At 44.4% G+C, this 13,124-nt stretch carries 10 protein-coding genes and 1 tRNA gene; 4 read left to right on the forward strand and 7 right to left on the reverse strand.

Going from position 1 to position 13,124, the window contains the following annotated elements:
* The first annotated feature begins 61 nt into the window (after positions 1 to 61).
* Together ABEB05_RS11370 and ABEB05_RS11375 are read left to right on the forward strand one after the other, a co-directional pair.
* On the forward strand, positions 62 to 502 hold the full coding sequence (locus ABEB05_RS11370) for an MgtC/SapB family protein (RefSeq protein WP_265790225.1): 441 nt from the start codon (positions 62 to 64) through the stop codon (positions 500 to 502).
* Between the two features lie 188 nt (positions 503 to 690).
* Positions 691 to 760 (forward strand) — tRNA-Cys (locus ABEB05_RS11375).
* Between the two features lie 98 nt (positions 761 to 858).
* Here ABEB05_RS11375 and ABEB05_RS11380 read toward each other — a convergent pair.
* Positions 859 to 1,653 (reverse strand): 3-keto-disaccharide hydrolase, encoded by a 795-nt coding sequence (locus tag ABEB05_RS11380; protein ID WP_265790227.1) that lies wholly within the window; start codon positions 1,651 to 1,653, stop codon positions 859 to 861.
* Positions 1,654 to 1,839: 186 nt separating this feature from the next.
* Between ABEB05_RS11380 and ABEB05_RS11385 the strand changes: the two genes are divergently transcribed.
* Positions 1,840 to 2,712, forward strand: a complete 873-nt coding sequence (locus tag ABEB05_RS11385; protein ID WP_265790229.1) for an alpha/beta hydrolase — start codon at positions 1,840 to 1,842, stop codon at positions 2,710 to 2,712.
* A 138-nt stretch (positions 2,713 to 2,850) separates the two neighbouring features.
* Positions 2,851 to 3,879, forward strand: a complete 1,029-nt coding sequence (locus ABEB05_RS11390) for a hypothetical protein (RefSeq protein ID WP_265790231.1) — start codon at positions 2,851 to 2,853, stop codon at positions 3,877 to 3,879.
* Between the two features lie 220 nt (positions 3,880 to 4,099).
* On the opposite strand, the gene ABEB05_RS11395 is transcribed toward ABEB05_RS11390, so the two are convergent.
* The 6 genes from ABEB05_RS11395 to ABEB05_RS11420 all read right to left on the reverse strand — a co-directional run bounded on the left by ABEB05_RS11395 (position 4,100) and on the right by ABEB05_RS11420 (position 13,086).
* Positions 4,100 to 5,626 (reverse strand): hypothetical protein, encoded by a 1,527-nt coding sequence (locus tag ABEB05_RS11395; protein ID WP_265790233.1) that lies wholly within the window; start codon positions 5,624 to 5,626, stop codon positions 4,100 to 4,102.
* Between the two features lie 183 nt (positions 5,627 to 5,809).
* Complete coding sequence (locus tag ABEB05_RS11400; RefSeq protein WP_265790235.1) at positions 5,810 to 8,605, reverse strand: TonB-dependent receptor; 2,796 nt, start codon at positions 8,603 to 8,605, stop codon at positions 5,810 to 5,812.
* 21 nt (positions 8,606 to 8,626) lie between these two features.
* On the reverse strand, positions 8,627 to 9,562 hold the full coding sequence (locus ABEB05_RS11405) for a FecR family protein (RefSeq protein ID WP_265790237.1): 936 nt from the start codon (positions 9,560 to 9,562) through the stop codon (positions 8,627 to 8,629).
* A complete protein-coding gene (locus ABEB05_RS11410; RefSeq protein WP_265790239.1) occupies positions 9,559 to 10,128 on the reverse strand; it encodes an RNA polymerase sigma-70 factor in 570 nt (189 codons plus the stop codon). The genes ABEB05_RS11405 and ABEB05_RS11410 overlap by 4 nt, the downstream gene beginning before the upstream one ends.
* A 218-nt stretch (positions 10,129 to 10,346) precedes the next feature.
* On the reverse strand, positions 10,347 to 12,320 hold the full coding sequence (locus ABEB05_RS11415; RefSeq protein WP_265790242.1) for a sodium-translocating pyrophosphatase: 1,974 nt from the start codon (positions 12,318 to 12,320) through the stop codon (positions 10,347 to 10,349).
* Between the two features lie 163 nt (positions 12,321 to 12,483).
* Entirely contained in the window at positions 12,484 to 13,086 is a 603-nt protein-coding gene (locus tag ABEB05_RS11420) for a CPBP family intramembrane glutamic endopeptidase (RefSeq protein ID WP_265790245.1), read from the reverse strand.
* Positions 13,087 to 13,124: the final 38 nt, after the last annotated feature.

The following is a 13,124-nucleotide window of genomic DNA, read 5'->3' on the forward strand; positions in this document are numbered from 1 at the left end:
TCAATACGCCATATGTAGGAAGCATGAAAACTTTAACATCAATTTCTGAAATCAAATATATATGATGCAGGAAGTCTTGTCAGGCTATGAACTCGTATTTATAATAGATTTGGTCCTTTCCCTTGCGGCGGGTTTCATCATAGGAACGGAAAGAGAATCCAGAGGTAAGGACGCGGGGATTAGCACCCACAGCCTTGTAATTACCGGGGCTATGCTTTTTACCTTTTTATCAATGAGGGTAGACCCCTCCTCCCAATCCAGAATTGCCGCACAGGTTGTAACGGGTATTGGATTCTTAGGAGCAGGACTTATTCTCAAAGAAGGATCAACGGTAAGAAACCTCACTACCGCCGCGAGCATATGGTTTGCGGGAGCAGTAGGTATGGCATTTGGTTTCGGATATCATATTATCGGAATAATTGCCACTATTGTTTCTGCTGTTATCCCCCGAATGGCTCACTACAGCAGAAAACGGCCGGGATCAACAAATGACAAGGATTAGTAAATTGGTTAAATTAACCGAAATTAATAAATATTTTCTAAAACAAATGATAAGCTGATACTCTTGAATTTCGGCATAAAAAAGCTATATATTTGACCAGCATTTAAGACGATTAGAAATTTTATAGGTTTTGCTGAATTAAACGGATCAGTTATTAACAGTAATAACTGATCGAAACCGACTCATAAGGCGATGTGACCGACTGGAAGGTGGGAGCTTGCAACGCTCCTTACGGTGGTTCGAATCCACCCATCGCCTCTATCTATATACATCCTGCAAACATATTATCCAGTAATATTATATAGCATGGTGTCACCGGACCAAGTCTTATATCACTCAAAATCAGTAGTCCTACTCTAATTGAGTTGCTTGATTTTGATGTTTTTAAACTCCACGCCTTGCCCTTCAGCCTGGAGTCCTATATAACCTTCTGTTAGAGCTTTCCCATCAACCTTAATATCCGGATCATAACCATTTGCTACTCCGCCTCCTATCTGCGGATTTGTATATTCCAGCACTTTTTCCCCGTTTACTTTATGGATAACCAGGGAATCACCATATACAATAAGCTCTGCACGAACCCACTGATTCCATTGATAGGTATCAGATGATGAATTGATGCAATGCCGCGGATCCATTTCTCCTTCATAAAACACTTCTGTTCCGGGAGAACACATATTGCCCGTTGGCCGGGCTTCACCCTCCTCTTCGGCTGCCAGCATCTGGTACTCTACGGAAATAGGCCAATCCTGCTCTTTCAGAATGGTATGGGGATCCTGGGAATGAAACATAACTCCACTGTTCCGATAGGTATAATTGGGGGCATCTTTGAGCCATTGATCGGTAAACCGGTATTCAAACTTAAGATGATAAGAAGAAAAAGGTTCTTTATAGAACAGATGCCCATATCGCCCATTAAACTCATCGTAACCATCATAATTTACCTGTATAGCTCCATCATCTGTAACCCGAAACGTGTTGGCATAATTATCCCCCACTTCATGATGGTGAATCTTAACAATCCAATCGTTAAGATCCTTTCCATTAAAGAGTGACTGCCAATCCCCGTTCTCTGTGATTTGGCTATTTGAACCACAGGAGATAAGCCCCACACTAATGATCAATGCTAAAATGTGATATATCTTTTCCATTTTCATTACAGAGTAGCTGATTAATAAATTTTTATTAGGTTGACATAAAATATGAAATTCAAAGCGATAATCTCGTTATTATCCAACTTAATATTGATCCGGCAAACCATTCTACAGGTTTACAGAAAATGAAACTCCATATTTTTAAAAAGAATTATCGGACCAATATATCCAAAGTCTATTATCATGATCAACAAACTATTCCGATATACGCTAATTACAGCCGGATTTATAATCCTTGCGTATATTGCCTCAACGGCATTTTTACTTCTTAATGAAAGTTCAATGGTTTTTAGCGGTGCATCTCTGGGAGAGCAAGGACAGCAGGTTCCTTCTCCCACCGCTGATATTCCATGGGATACCCTTCGCGTGCAAGCTGATGATGGGAAGCCCGTATTTCTATTAGAAAGCCACCTGGAAAAATCTGAAACAAGGCCTTGGGCTATTTTCTTCCACGGCAATGGTTTGCTGGTCGGTTCTTCTCCCTGTGTCCAGCGATATCAACTATTGAGAGAGGCGGGATTTAATGTCTTGGCCGTAGAGTACAGAGGCTATGGCATATCTTCCGAACTTACTCCCTCCGAAGAAGGAGTCTTTGCAGATGGCAAGGCAGGATGGAGATACCTGACCCAGAAGCTCAGCGTAAATCCAAACCAAATAGTGCTCTATGGATGGTCGCTGGGTTCTGGTGTAGCTACCCATCTCGCCTCCCGTGTTCAGCCCGCTGGTCTTATTACAGAGGGAGCCTTTACCTCTCTACCGGATGTTGCCCAGGATATCTATCCCTGGATACCGACCTTTCTTTTAATGCAAAATAGATTCAATAACCTCGCTCGGGCGAAGTCGCTTTCCCTTCCATGGCTAATGCTCCACAGCCGAAACGACAACATCATTCCATTCTCCCATGCAAAGGCACTTGCAGCTGCCGCAGAGAACGACAATCTGATAACCCTCGGGGGAAGTCATAATACCATAGATCAGAAAAAAGCGCTCATAGCGCTTCGCAAATTTCATAACCGAATTTTCCGAAATAATCTCTCATCCATCTCGCCAAAGTAAACAACTCACTTACCCTCACACCTTCCTAAAGGTATTTTCGGCTCTAATAGATTAACATCAATATGCGGTTTTGCCTCCTTGCTATAATTGCTATAAAGAAGCAGTGATTTTAACAAACACCCCAAGCAGGAGGCCGTTATGTTTAAAAAAATAGTTACCACTGTCTTACTTATAGGATTTTTCAGCGTGCCAGTAGCCGCTCAGTCTACATATATAGAGGTGAGCTACCAGTCATTTAAGCCGTTTATCAACTTTCAGCTTAATTTGAGTACGCAACACAGTTACTACCAACGATCCCATCAATCGGCCTATCTCAAAGGCTACATGGATGGTGTTAATGACGCCTACTATCTCGATTATCGCTTCTATGATATGGTTTATGATATTGATATGTATGAAGCAGGCTATCGTGACGGCTATCGCGACCGGACCCTTTTAATCCGGTTAAGGGGCCATAGATACATGCGTAATCACCATTTCTCCTACAATGACTATCATTCGCCCTATTATTCTGTTCAAATTTGGCTGGATGGACTCACCTTTGCCTTTATCCAGGCTCCCCGGCACCGATTACCTGACCGCTGGACCTACCATGTGCATCCACGGGTAAAAAAATACCGTAACCGTATGAAGGTCAAGAGATATCACGCCCGCATTGAACGACGATACCACAAAAGGATTAACCATCTCCGAAAAGATGCTCACAGAATGCATAAACGATATACCCAAAAGAAAGGCCGTAACTCCTATCGAAGCGGCGAAATACAGCATGTATCAAAAATAGATAAGAATCGCGCCATGCAGAAAGTTCGACGTACAGACCAAAAAGGAAGTAGGTATGGTAACATGAATACGGTTCAATCTCGCAGTCAGAACCGAAATATTAAGAACAACTCCCACAGTAAACGTAAAGCATCGCCTGCTCCACAGATTAGAACACGCAGCAGAAATGCACAGCATCAACCGCAGCGATCCAACAGGGCCAGCAAAAAGCAAGCGATTAAAAGAGGAAATAATAAGCGCCCGCAAAAATCAGTACGCTCCCGCAGCAATAACCGTGGGAGCCAAAAGAAAGCGGTTTCCAAAGGAAAGAAAAGGAGTCGAGGCGGTGATGGTGGTAACAGAAGAGGAAATCGCAGCAGAGGAAATGGCCGCGGCGGAAATTAATAAATAGTTATATGATGGATAATGGAGGTTGTTTATAGAAAGTAAAAAAGACAGCCTCCATTTACTTAAGGCTAAATAAATATCCTTGCATGCTACCCATCCAGACTAAAATCTTACTTCTCTTTCAATAAAATTTCCTGCTAAAATAACAACCCACCTAAAAAATTACCACTACTGAACCATATTGGTTACATAATTTTTTCTATTGTACTCTAAATAATCAAAGTGGCAAAGTTACGGTCAGCTGGTGGGTAAACACTTTAGCGCTTTCCAGGGCCAGTTCTCCATCAGGTGCAAAAATAAATTCTCCGCCCATGCTAAAGGCATTGGCTGCATTCATAGTCCAACCGCCCGTACTGGCCGTTCCCGGCTGACCTGTGCCGGTCGTAATCAACGTGGTATATTGGATGGTTATATCCCTGAAAATAGCCCCGGCTGCCAGGCTAAAAGTCCATTCTGTCCAGCTTTCCTCTTGTTCCCGGTAGGTATCTTCCACATAGTCCTTCTGTTTAAGATCGTATCGATAGGTTTTTGCCAAGATACCGGCCTCGAGCAGGGCGTGGGTTCCCTGCCATCCTACTCCCGTTTTGATCACTGAATTAATAAACTCGAAATCATTTTCAATGGTCTTTTCCCCCTTTCGGACCAATACTTCCGTTTCCTCCTGATTCCAGATATCATTTTGAGCCTCTACCCAGGTATTACTCCATATTGGTTCTATGATAAAATCTATACCGAAAGTCACATTATCATCCGAAGTATTAGATGCTCCTAAACCAGCATTAAAAGACCAGGTATTGCCGGGATCACGCGGTATATTCATCAGTTCATAGTTGGGTATCTTCGGATGAGTTTTATAGTTGAGCGTTAGAATGCTCCCCCAATTCCAGTTACTCTCCTGTACCGGCTGATCGTAACCAAAATGCAGCCCCCAGGTATTGGTCTTATCCATATTCTCTTCAACATTGGAGGGCTGTAGTTCAGGTATCATGATAGAGTTACACATCCAGGGTTCAATCATACAGCCGTTATTGCGCGAATAGGAATAGATAACTTCGTGCGTCATATCTGTACGGGTAAATAATGCCAGCGCTTCATAGCGTGCACCGGTGCCCGTTTCTCCATCCAGTCCCAGCCGAAGATCCATCATATATCCATCCTGATCAATACGGCGGCTGCGAGGATAGAGCATATCTACCCCACTCATGGCCCCAAGTCCGGCCCAGTGCAAACGTGCTCCCAGTGTTTGAGATTTATTTAAAGCTCGTCCGGCCTGCATCCAAAAATAATTATTGTTTGTGGATTGGTCTCTCAGGCGATTACTGCTTGTATGGGGACGACTCATCTCCTGAATGGCTATCCCCACTCCACCGAACCAATGGTTGCCGGAAGTCAACCCTCCCACAGAAAGCGTTTTAACCGCACCATTTCCATCGGTGACCTTATAAAACGCCGGGTTCATATAAACCCGGGTACCTCCAAGCCGACCAGCTTTAGCCGGATTCACAAATGAATCCGCCAACGTATCATCCAAAGCGATAGAAAGACCGCCCATGCCAACATTTACCGAAGGCTGTACCAAAAACTGATCGCCTGTAGCAACGGGAGCCGTCTTGAGTTTAATAAGCTGTGCCCGTGCATCCACAGGCCAAAGCATCAACAAAGGCACAACTGCTGCAATTATTATTAAGAATAAGTTATGAAATCCTATATTTGAATCAATCCTGTAAGTTTTTTTATCAAACATTTGTACAAAGACCTATAATAAAAAAGTTACCCCGGCAGAGTATTAAGTAAGTAGCCGGGATGTGGATACAAAACCACATCCCGACATGGCGTCCCTCCGGCTTATATCAGTACGCTAACAGAACGTGCGTCCATTATTTATACACCCCATTATTCGGGAATAACTACTCTCTGGACCATTTTTTTAGAAATTTACCTGCAAACTAAGGGAGGGATTAAAGCCGGGCATAGTACGCTTATGGATTTCATAATCATCCGTATCTCCAACAGGATATAAACTCCAGTCAATAGTGTTACGGCGATTTAGTACGTTAATAAGATCAAGGCGCAGTTCCGCATCCATAAAAGAGAGAGAGGGCTTATAAACAAAGGAAAGATCAAGTTGGTGATAAGGATCAAGACGATCATCCTCTGGATGAGCAAAAGAAAAATCACCTAACTGCTGGTTGCCCTCATAAAATAAAAAGTGGTAGTAGGCCTGACGAAATCCCCAACTTCTACCCAAAACACTTTGCCACTTTGCAACAACCGAGAGCTCCGGCCACAGATGCCATAATCCCCTCAGCTGAAACCGGTGCGGCTCGTGCCACGATGCGGGTATTGAACGCCCAAACTGACTATCCAGATTAATACGATTGAAATTATAATCATATCCCAGCATCAGCTTTGCTTTGGAATCAAAGACGGCTTGGTCCAACCGAAAAGAGAAACCGGCATTTTCCATCTGCGTGGTCTCTGCGAAAGCATTGGCAGAAGTCCGGTCAACAGCCATATCCCTCAACAAGTTTTGATAAGAAACCGTATAGGTAGTCGGCTGCCATTTATAAAAAGCTTCTATATTGAAAGTAGTATTTTCGGCTGGCTCATAGTAAAAGGAACTACCCAAGTGCCAGGCTTCGGGTGTCTGCGAAATTTTACCATGGGACCAAACTTTAAATGAAGGTACCAGCGAAGTGGGACCCGGATTGGTAATTTCAAATTGATTGATAAATTGGCGGTAATATCCGCCGGAAAAGCGTACCGACCAATAGCCGATATCAGAATCAGGGCGATCAAATTGTACGCTGGCCCGGGGCTCCGTATGCAGACGATCAATAGCATCTACATAGGTAAAACGACTGCCCAGGGAGAGTTTCCAGTACTCTCCGGTTCTCCATGTTCCATCCAGATAGCTACTCAAAAGCAACGTACGCTGATCGGAAATGGTAGGCAGATAAAACAGGTCGGTCAAGTTCACCTCTGACTGCACATAATCCACTTGCACACCCGCATCTGCCTTTATATTCGGACTAAAACTATAGGTGCCATCCGTACGAAAAATAAAGTGGCTGATATTATTTTCATTCCGCTGGTTAGGTACACGATTTTGAGCTGAAGCTTCCTGAAAGTTTGCAAAAGCCATATCTGATGTAGTTCCCAATACCCCTCCGGGAATCACCGGATTATTACTGGTACCCAGCTGGTAATGGTGACGAAACGTATTTTCACTAAAACTCAGCTGTGACTCCAGGTTGAGGCGGGGCGAGATAAACTGGCTATAACTGACCTGTCCCATAAAGTTATCCCACTGGTATTGATCACGTGCATAAAGGTACCTCGGCATTTCCTCCAGAGCCGGAGCCTCCCTCAAAAGCTCAGTACTTACGTCATTTTCCCCGAAGTAAAAAGAGGAAGAAAGCGTTTTATAGTCATCAATTTCGTATTCAGATGCCAAATGGATATCATAAAATCGTACATTTGAAGTGTGTTCCCGGGGTTCGTACAAGGAAGCGTCATTTTCAGAATCAAGCAGAATATTGGTCATAATCGGATCCAGCTCATCCCACTGCTGAAGAGTTTGCGCCAGGTTGGGTTCCTGGTATATCTTCCAGTAGTTTGAACGTCCGGCCGCCATTACTTTAAATGAAGATGAATCGTTATCGCCGGTAAAGTTTATATCGCCCCGCACATTCAGGCTTAATGGATCTCCCTGTATCTGGCCCGAATAATTATCCCCTCCTCCCATATCGTGGCTCAAGTCTATGAGTCCCGCAATTTGGCTGCCTTCCGATGGACCATAGCCCGATTTATGGAGCTCTATTTTACTGATGGCATAGGGACTAAAAGCACTAAACATCTGTCCGAAGCTATAGGGATTGTATACCGGGACGCCATCCAGAAGAATACGATGGTCGCCCTGTCGGCCGCCCTGCAGGTGGAGATCCGTCATAGGAATACCATACTGTACCCCCGAAAAGAGCGACAGACTTTGAATTGCATCCTTCATGGGGCCGGCTGTTTCCCACTCGCTGTCCGAATCAATAATTTCTCCCTTGCCGTTATTGCCCTGCGGGAGCTGAGGAAGATGTTCCTTGACGACTACCGGTTTAAAGTCCACAGGCTTGCGCTGCAGTGAAATTTCTTCTCTTCTATGCTCATCCGGTTGAATTTCTATTGTCTTGTAGACCGCCTCATATCCAACATAACTAAAAACGATATGATAAGTCCCGGAAACAAGATCACTGAGTACAAACCGTCCACTATTTCCCGTATTTGTTCCCCCTGAAGCATCCGCCAGCATAACGGTAGCTCCGGGCAAAGGCTCCCCGGTTGAACGATCCACAATTTTCCCGCTAAGCGTACCGTAGGAAGGATCATCGCTCACATTTTTTACGATAACGATAGTACCGGAAGAAAGAGTCACAAAATCCAGGGAGGTAGCTTCCAGCACATCCTGCAGTATTTCTGCCACGCTCTTCTCTTCTATACGGGTATAAACGCTAATACCCTCTACGATAGCGGGATCATAAACCATATCGGTTTCGGTCCGGGAGGCAATTTCTTCCAGTACATTCGTCAGAGGTTCCCCCCTAAAAGAAAAAGAATAGGAATCCTCCTGAGGTTGTGCCTGCAGGGTTACAGAGCTGCACAACAACCCAAAAAGCAGACTTGTCCATATAAAAAAGTAACGGATTATCTTTCTTGGTGCTAATGCAGGCATAGCAGATAACGGCTTTCAAAATTACTTAAATATACGATATCCATTGGCCGTTTCAGCATATCGTAGTCCCTTAACCCTGCAGATATCTTTTATAATGGACTCCGCTCCTTCGGGAGTGGCATAGAATGCAGAAAGCGTATCATTAGCCATATTTAAATCCTTAAACTCGATATCTACATCAAATCGACGTTCCAGTTCTTTAAAAATTACGGACAGTGGCTGCTGATCAAAGGCCAGCTTCCGGTCGCGCCAAGCCAAAATACGGTCTGCCTGAGCGGTTTTCGGGGCTGTAGGCTGTTCTATATTTACTGACCAACGGCTCTGTTGGTCTTGTGTCAGGATCACTGATCTGCCAGGATACTCGGAAGGATAAAAACGGACACTTCCTTCTGTCACCGTTACCTCTGTTTCGCCGGATGAAGCCTCTCCCCAGGCTCGTATATTAAATTGCGTGCCTGTCACCTCTACCGCCGATTTATTAGCATATACTATAAATGGCTGATCACCCTGTTGAACATCAAAAAAAGCCTCCCCTTTTAATTGCAAATTCCGGTTTGTCCAGCCATAGAGCAGGTTATATTGAACTTCACTTCCGCTGTTCAGCTCGACTTCCGTACCATCTGAAAGTACAACCTTTGCTGTTTCACCATAAGGAGCGCGCTCTGTCTGGGGTATCAAAAAAAGACCGGCTCCAAAAACAATCAAAACTAAGGCTGCTGCCGCAAACCATTTCCATTGCCCTATAAAAAAATGTTTATCATCTATACGGCGATGTACTGCAGAAAGTGCCTGTTCCACTTCTTCATCTGTTGGCAGAACTTCATCTTCATGGATTGCTTCACTCACATCCCAAACCCTTTCTATTGTTTTACGTTCCTCTTCCTCAAACTGCTTAAAAAAGTATTCAGGATCTGGGATATCACTATTTCTATTATATTGTGTACTATCTTTCATCATAATTCATCTGTCTTATTTTGCTTATACTCCTCATAACGATCTCGTAACGTACTCAGAGCCGCTACAATATGATTATTCACGGTGCTGGACGACACATCCATAACACCGGCTATTTCATCATGATCCAGTCCCTCAAACCGACTGAGTTCAAAGGCCTCGCGCTGCCGGTCCGGCAGATCTTTTATCCACTCATTCATGTGTTTTTTTAGCTGACCATTATCTCCGTCAGGATGAGAAGGGTCTGTTGTTTTTAGCAATCGCTCGTCCTCCAGACCTACTTTCTCATCTGAATAGTCCCGGATATGATTCAGCGATTTATTGCGAACCATGGTATATAGATAAGCCTTCAGGGACTGATTGGGATCGATATATTCTCTTTTCTCCCACAGGCTTACAAAGACATCCTGTACAATATCATCAGCTATAGCTTTCCGGCTGTGGTACCGACGGGCAAAACGGACAAGCCTAGGGTACATGGACCGAAACAGACGATCAAAAGCCCCTCGGTCCGACGCCAAAATCTGTTTTCCCCAAGTACGTATTTGCTTTTTCGTCGGTGTATCCATGTATTCGCTGTGTTAATAATACACATCAGAAGAATAGTATAACTAGTGTAAAAAAACTTTTTTATTAATGTTTCGAAAAAAGTGAGGAAGATAATATCGATCTAACAGCTCATGGATAGGCACAATAAGTCATTCCACTTATCTTAAAGCCTCCTAAACAAAAAGGCCTGTCCGTGATGAACAGGCCTTTTATCTTTCGTTCGACAAATAATAAGTTATCAGAGGAAAAGCGGGAGCAGTGTCAGGGCTACAATACTCATCAACTTAATAAGAATATTGAGCGAGGGACCGCTGGTATCTTTGGCAGGATCGCCAACCGTATCCCCGATTACAGAAGCGGCATGCGCCTCTGAACCTTTACCTCCGTGCTCTCCGGTCTCAATAAACTTTTTGGCATTATCCCAGGCGCCGCCTGCGTTACTGAGGGCGATACCCAGCAACATAGCCGTACCGAGTGCTCCGATAATCATCCCACCAAGAGCTTCAGTACCAAGTACCAGTCCCACAATAATAGGTGGAATGATAATCAAGAATCCAGGTACTATCATCTGCTTTAGAGCACCGATAGTGCTGATATCCACACAACGGCGATAGTCCGGCTCGGTTTCTCCTTTCAAGATTCCCGGCATCGCCTTAAACTGGCGGCGTACCTCTTCAATCATATCAAAAGCGGCACGGCTCACAGCCGTCATTGTCAGGCTGGTAAAGATAAAAGGCATCAGCACGCCTAAGAACACGCCGGTCAACACCTCAATATTCAAAAGGCTAATGGCATCAAGTCCTGCCCGCGTTGAAAATGCACTAAAGAACGCCAGAGCGGTTAACCCGGCACTCCCGATCGCAAAACCTTTTCCAATGGCAGCCGTCATATTCCCGGCAGCGTCCAGGGCATCGGTACGCTCACGAACCTCATCCGGAAGAGATGACATTTCGGCAATCCCCCCTGCATTGTCGGCCACCGGTCCGTAGGCATCAATAGCAAGGCTAATGCCCAAAGTTGACAGCATGGCAACGGCTGAAATTGCAATTCCATAGAAGTCAGCAAGCACATAACTCACGAATGCTACCGCAATAATCACAAGCATTGGTATGGCTGTTGACATAAATCCCAAACCAAGCCCCTCAATAATATTAGTAGCAGCCCCTGTTTCCGAGGCTTCAGCCAAACGCTTGACCGGATTAAAATGACTGCTGGTATAGTATTCTGTAGAGAGTTCTATGATAACTCCTGCCGCTAATCCGGTAAAGACCACCCAGAACATGGTAGCACTACCGAAATAGGCGTCAGACAAGAACCAGGAACCCACCAGCACCACAAATGCAGCAAAAAGAAAACTGTAGCGCAATACTTTTTGAAGAGTTTCCTCATCATTCGCCCGTACGATAAACATGCCTGCAAGAGAAGCTACAATCCCAAGCGCACCTAATGCAATAGGGAAATAGATATGTGCCTCCGTTAGCGCCAATCCGAGCGCCATAGCTGCAATCATACTACCTACATAACTACTATAAAGATCAGCACCCATACCTGCGATGTCGCCTACATTATCACCCACATTATCTGCAATGGTAGCAGGATTCCGGGGATCATCTTCGGGGATGCCTTGCTCTACTTTCCCTACGATATCAGCACCCACATCAGCAGCTTTGGTATAAATTCCACCACCTACACGACTAAAAAGTGCGATAGTAGAAGCACCAAAACTAAATCCAAAAAGTGATAATATAATTGACTCCAACCCGATAGTACCTGTTCCAATATACAATAAAGAGGTAAGCCCCAGAAGTCCAAGACCAACGACTGCGAGTCCCATTACGGCACCGCTTCGAAAAGCAATCTTTAAAGCATCAGCGAGGCTATTTCCTGCCGCTGCTGCTGTACGCACATTGCCTTTGGTTGCTGCACGCATTCCAATAAACCCGGCCGAAGCACTAAAAGTGGCTCCAATTGCATAGCAGACGGCCGTCCACGCTCCTACAAAGATCCATAACAGCACTACAATAATGAGCGCAAAAACTGCCAACGTACGGTATTCACGGCCTATAAATGCCATCGCACCCTCACTGATATCGCCAGCAATTTTTTGCATTCTTTCATTTCCGGGATCAGCGTTATTAACAGAAATGTAGATGGCAAGACATGCGATCAACGCTACGATCGTCAAACCCGCACTTACAATAATGGTCGTCATATTCTTTTTAGTTAATTAAACTTCTATTTTTTATTTATGGTCATTTCTGATAGGGCGCGTAATATAATAAATCTAAGATTTGCAAAAAGAAGTTTTCTGGCTTTCAGATCTGTGGGCTATGGTTTCTTTGAATAGCTATATGCGATGAACCTAAGCTACCCAGCTACTTCTCATACGAAATCAATTTCAGCATGATTACATCGTAGGTGGCATGTGCACTCATTGCTGCAATTAATCCGGCATATTCAAAGAGATACCCCAGCCCAGCACTAAGTCCAAACATGATTCCCCCAAAAATAATATGTCCCGGAGATTTAAACTTGAAATAGCCATGAAGCCCCACAAAAATCACGGATGTCACCCATATCCCTAAGAGCGGTTGAATAGCACCGCGGAACAACAGTTCCTCTCCCGCGCCGGCAAAAAAAGAAAGCTGCATGCAATCAAAAGAGGTAAGGCGGCTTTGCCTGACCATTTTGATGATATAAAAATCATCCAGCACCTTCGAAACCGCCGCTTGATTTATAGCAATCCAGATAATCGCGGATCCGATCACTCCTGAGCCTATTCCTGTTATCAGCTGGTTAATAACAGATAATCCATGACCATAAGCTTTCACCGGGCCGGTATCATGGAAAAAGTAGAAGACCAGATATGATATCCCCAGATACACGGCAAAAGACATCAATGAAAGTATCAACCATTCGCGGCTGGGTATACGTCCCGATGCCTCCCACTTGGTATCTTGACTTGAATCATCATCCATATGAACAATTTTGGGTCTTAATAATCATAGATCTGATA

The sequence above is a fragment of the Fodinibius salicampi genome, from assembly GCF_039545095.1.
GTDB lineage: Bacteria > Bacteroidota > Rhodothermia > Balneolales > Balneolaceae > Fodinibius > Fodinibius salicampi.

What these genes read in the sequence shown, in the direction of transcription:
- ABEB05_RS11370 (WP_265790225.1), top strand. Translation starts at nt 62, where the DNA reads ATGATGCAGGAAGTCTTGTCAGGCTATGAACTCGTATTTATAATAGAT.
- ABEB05_RS11380 (WP_265790227.1), bottom strand. Translation starts at nt 1,653, where the DNA reads ATGGAAAAGATATATCACATTTTAGCATTGATCATTAGTGTGGGGCTT.
- ABEB05_RS11385 (WP_265790229.1), top strand. Translation starts at nt 1,840, where the DNA reads ATGATCAACAAACTATTCCGATATACGCTAATTACAGCCGGATTTATA.
- ABEB05_RS11390 (WP_265790231.1), top strand. Translation starts at nt 2,851, where the DNA reads ATGTTTAAAAAAATAGTTACCACTGTCTTACTTATAGGATTTTTCAGC.
- ABEB05_RS11395 (WP_265790233.1), bottom strand. Translation starts at nt 5,626, where the DNA reads ATGTTTGATAAAAAAACTTACAGGATTGATTCAAATATAGGATTTCAT.
- ABEB05_RS11400 (WP_265790235.1), bottom strand. Translation starts at nt 8,605, where the DNA reads ATGCCTGCATTAGCACCAAGAAAGATAATCCGTTACTTTTTTATATGG.
- ABEB05_RS11405 (WP_265790237.1), bottom strand. Translation starts at nt 9,562, where the DNA reads ATGATGAAAGATAGTACACAATATAATAGAAATAGTGATATCCCAGAT.
- ABEB05_RS11410 (WP_265790239.1), bottom strand. Translation starts at nt 10,128, where the DNA reads ATGGATACACCGACGAAAAAGCAAATACGTACTTGGGGAAAACAGATT.
- ABEB05_RS11415 (WP_265790242.1), bottom strand. Translation starts at nt 12,320, where the DNA reads ATGACGACCATTATTGTAAGTGCGGGTTTGACGATCGTAGCGTTGATC.
- ABEB05_RS11420 (WP_265790245.1), bottom strand. Translation starts at nt 13,086, where the DNA reads ATGGATGATGATTCAAGTCAAGATACCAAGTGGGAGGCATCGGGACGT.